Source organism: Parolsenella sp., assembly GCF_982402205.1.
Genome location: NZ_CEVYAT010000126.1, coordinates 1 through 4,769 on the forward strand (window position 1 = coordinate 1; position 4,769 = coordinate 4,769).

The 4,769-nt window shown below is 65.4% G+C and carries 2 protein-coding genes; both read right to left on the reverse strand.

The features are described 5' to 3' along the window. On the reverse strand, positions 1-3,780 hold a 3,780-nt coding region (gene dnaE, locus AC1VTH_RS06745; protein ID WP_481335396.1), incomplete at its 3' end, for a DNA polymerase III subunit alpha. 188 nt (positions 3,781-3,968) lie between these two features. Then, a partial coding sequence (locus AC1VTH_RS06750) for a 2-keto-3-deoxygluconate permease (protein ID WP_481335397.1) occupies positions 3,969-4,769 on the reverse strand: 801 nt, incomplete at its 5' end.

A 4,769-nucleotide genomic window follows, 5' to 3' on the forward strand; every position in this document is an offset into this window, starting at 1 on the left:
GCCCTTGCCGGCGACGACGTCCTGAACGCGGGCCATGAGCATCACGTTCTTGGCGTCGACGCGCGTGGGCACCTCCATGCGAAGGCGGTCGCCGCTGCAGCTCTCAACGAACACCTCGACGCGGTCCATGCCCGGATGCAGCTCGAAGACTTTCTGGAGCTGCTCGAGCACCAGGCGCGACAGGGCGGCCGGCTCGAGCATGACCTCGAAGATCTTGGGCTTGTTGGTCTTCTCGGACAGCTCGAGCGGCTCAATGGCGGTGGCGAGGAACTGGTCGCCGCGGTCCGAGCGGTCGATGCGGCCCAGGATGCGCACGAAGACGTCGCCCACCTGCTCGCCGGTCTGCTCGTCGGTCTGGCCGGCAAGCACCGCAGCGCTCTTCTTGTAGGCCTTGGGGAAGACCACGACGTCGATCTCGTTCTCCATGTCCTCGAGCTGCACGATGGCCATGGGGTCGCCGTTCTTGGTCGTGCGCTTCTGCAGGCCAGACACCATGCCCGCAATCCAGATGGGCTTCTCGCCGCTCACCTCGACGTGACGCACCTCGCCGGTGACGCTCGTCTTCTCGTAGCCGCCCAGCACCTGCGACAGGGTGAAGTCGCGGGCCTTGGCCAGGGCGTACTCGTAGGGACGCAGCGGGTGGTCGGAGATGTAGAGGCCCAGCACCTCGCGCTCCTGGGCGAGCTTGAGGGTGCGGTCCCACTCGACGGGGCTGGGGTCGGGCACGTCGGACTCGAAGCCCGAGCCCTCGACGTCGGCGAACAGGTCGAACATCGAGCTCTGGCCCGCAGCGCGGTCCTTCTGGCGCTTCGTGGCCGCGTCGATGATGTTGGCGGGGTTGTTCTTGTCGACGAACTCCATGAGCTGGCGGCGCGGGTAGCCCGTCGAGTCGAAGGCTCCGCCTTTGATGAGGGCCTCAATGACGCGGCGGTTGCAGGTGCCGGTGTCGACGCGGTCGACCAGGTCGTGGAGGTTCTTGAAGGCCCCTCCCCGCTCGCGCTCGGCGATGATGGCGTCGGCCACGCCCTCGCCCACGCCGCGGATGCCGGCCAGGCCAAAGCGGACGCCCTCGTGGACGGCCGTGAACTCCTTGCCCGACTCGTTGATGTCTGGCGGCAGGATCTGGATGCCCTCGTGGCGGCAGGCCGAGACGTAGTGGACGATCTTCTCGGTCTTGCCCGTGTAGCTGGTGAGGACGGCCGCCATGAACTCGTTGGGGTAGTGGGCCTTGAGCCAGGCGGTCTGCATGACCAGGATCGCGTAGCCCGCCGAGTGCGACTTGTTGAACGCGTACGAGGCGAACTTGAGGACGTCGTCCCAGATGCGCTGGGCAATCTCGCGGGTGTAGCCGTTGCGCACGGCGCCGTTGATCCAGTGGTCGTAGGTCGTCTCGTCGGCGCCATCGTCCCAGTGGAAGATGGTGCTCGTGAGCAGTTTGATCTTCTTCTTGGCCACGGGCTTTCGGATGCGCGAGTCAGACTCGCCGGCCGAGAATCCGCTCATCTTGACCGAGATCTGCATGACCTGCTCTTGGTACACGATGGTGCCGTAGGTCTCGCCCAGGATGTCCGAGAGGCGGTCGTCGTAGAAGACGACTTCCTTCTTGCCGTTCATGCGGTCGATGTAGTCCGTGACCATGCCGGCGCCCAGCGGGCCCGGGCGGTACAGGGCGATAAGAGCCACGATGTGCTTGTACTCGGTGGGCTGCATGCCCTTGATCGTGGCGGTCATGCCGCCGGACTCGACCTGGAAGACACCGGCGGTGTTGCCCGAGCCCAGCAGCTTGTAGATGGCGGGGTCGTCGAAGGGGATCGAGTCCATGTCGACGTCGATGCCAAAGTTGGCCTTGATGTTGGCCTTTGCCTTGGAGATGACCGTGAGGGTGCGCAGGCCCAAGAAGTCCATCTTGAGCAGGCCCATGTCTGCCACCGTGTGGCCCTCGTACTGGGTGATCTCGACGCCGCCCTTGGTATCGAGCTTGGTGGGGCAGTGCTCGTTGACGGGGTCACGGCAGATGAGGACGGCGCAGGCGTGGACGCCCTCGCCGCGGATGAGGCCCTCGAGCGACAGCGCCGCGTCGATGATGCGGCGAGCGTCTGAGTCCTGGTTGTAGGCGTCGACGAAGTCCTGGGAGTACTGGTCCTCGCGCCCCGGAACCTTCTCCATCGTGGCCTTGAGCGTGGCGTTGGGCGCGGCGCTGATCATCTTGGAGAGGCGCTGGCCCATGTAGACGGGGTAGTCGAGCACGCGCGCGGCGTCGTTGACGGCCTGCTTGGCCTTGATGGTCGAGTAGGTGATGACGTGGGTGACCTTTTCGGGGCCGTAGAGCTGGCGCACGTGCTCGACGACCTCGAGACGCCGCTCATCGTCGAAGTCCATGTCGATATCGGGCATCTCGGAGCGCTGGGGCGAGAGGAATCGCTCGAACATGAGGTTGTTCGTGAGCGGGTCGAAGGTCGTGATGTCCATCGCGAAGGCAACGAGGGCGCCGGCGGCAGACCCACGGCCGGGGCCCACGCCGATGCCGTTCTGCTTGGCCCAGCGCACGTACTCCTGCACGATGAGGAAGTAGGCGGCGAAGCCCTTGTCGCAGATGATCTTGTACTCGTACTCGAAGCGCTCCTGGACGTTGATGCCGTTGATCGTGACGTTCTTCCAGTCCTCGCCGTAGCGCTTGGCCAGGCCCTCCTCGCACTCGCGGCGGAACTGGCTCTCGTGGGTCTCGCCCTCGTCGAGCAGCGGGAAGCGCGGCAGGATGATCTGGTCCCAGTCGAGCTCGACGTTGCACTTCTCGGCCAGCTCGAGGGTGTTGTCGCAGGCCTCGGGGCACCAGGAAAACAGCTCGCGCATCTCCTCCTCGGTCTTCATGTAGAACTCGCTGCCCTCCATGCGCATGCGGTTCTCGTCATCGACCTTGGAGTTCATGCCGATGCACATCATGAGGTCCTGCGTGGGGGCGTCGTCGCGCGTGAGGTAGTGGAAGTCGTTGGTGGCGATGACCTTGAGGTCGAGCGAATGGGCAAGCTCCACCAGCTGCTCGTCGAGCTGGCGGTCGGTCATGCCATTCTCGAACGTGAGGCCGTGGTCCTGAATCTCGATGTAGAAGTCGCCGGGGGCAAAGATCTCCTTGAAGGTACGCGCCCACTTGAGCGCCTCATCGGGCTGCCCGCGCAGGATCGAGCGCGGGATGATGCCAGAGACGCAGGCGGCCGTGCCGATGACGCCCTCGGAGTGCTTCTTGAGCATCTCGAGGGTGGTGCGCGGCTTGTAGTAGAAACCGCGGACGGCGGCGTCGCTCATCATCTGCATGAGGTTGACGTAGCCCACCTGGTTCTTGGCGAGCAGGATCATGTGGTAGAGCTCGGGCTTGTGGTCGCGCGAGAGGGAGTCGTCGGGCGTGAAGTAGGCCTCGCAGCCAAAGATGGGCTTCACAAGCGGGCGCGGCTTGACCTCGTCGAGGTCGCGGCCGGCCTCGTGGGCCTCGACGTCGAGCCTCCACTGGGCGTGGGCCTCGGGTTCCTCCTCGGCATTGGGCTCCACGATCTCGCGGCCCTTGGCGTAGTTGTCCTTGTCGTGGAACCACTGCTGCCAGTCAGGCTGCTGGTGGTTGTACTTGGCCGTCTCGAGGTCGAGGTCTGGCACGCCGTACATGTAGCCGTGGTCCGTGATGGCCACGGCGGGCATCTTGAGGTCGACGGCTCGCTTCACCATGTCCGAGATGCGTGTTGCCCCGTCGAGCATCGAGTAGTCCGTGTGGTTGTGCAGGTGTACGAAGGCCATGTGGCGAGACTCCCCCATCCGATGTGTGCCAGATGAGGATAGCGCGCACACCGGACATTATGGTGCGCGCCCGAGCGATTCCCGCGCACCCCCACGCCCTGTTCGATTGGCGGCCAAGCGTCAATCGGCACAAAAAGGCCCGCCACCTGAGAAGGCGACGGGCCCGGCAAGCTCATACCGCTGCGCACCTACGCGGCGGCGGCAGCCTTATCGGCCTTGGCGGCCTTGTTGAAGTGCTTGTACACGAAGCTCGTGACGAGCGGCGTGAGGATGGCCGTCACGATGGCGCAGGCGGCAACCTGGGCGGTAGCCACGGCGAGGACGTCGCCGCCGTAGAGCGCCTCGTTGACGTTTGCCATGGCAGCGGGCGTGGCGACGTTGGCGCCGGCGCAGCTCGAGATGGCGGCGCCCGCGACGCCCGTGCCGCCCGTCAGGCGATCGACGAAGACGGCGGGGATCGCGAAGACCACCGAGCAGATGACGCCCAGCAGGATGCCCGGCAGGCCGCCGGCGACGAGCTGGCCAAACGTCATCGTGGTGCCCATCGAGAAGAACGTCAGCACGATGATGCCGGTGAGGGCGGGCGCCATCATGCGCTTGAAGCTCGGAAAGACGTTGCCCAGGATGATGCCCACGACGATGGGCAGGATGGCGCCCACGAGCGTCCAGCCGATCGGGGCCTGGCCGGCGGCGCCCAGCACGATCATCGTGACGGGCGGGCCCACGACGAGCGTCGTGATGGCCACGGCGCCACGCTCGACCTCGGTGCCCATCGTGCCCATGAGGCCCGCATACATGGCGTTGTTGGCGCCCGTGCAGGCAGCCAGGATCACCATCGCGGACAGGCCGAGGAAGTTGTCGCCGGTGAACAGCACGAGCAGCGCCACGGCGATAACGACGACCTGCTTCACGATGATGATAATCGCACCGCGTGCGGCGGCGGCAGGGGCGCTCTTGAACGAGATCGTAGTGCCCACGATGAGCAGGAA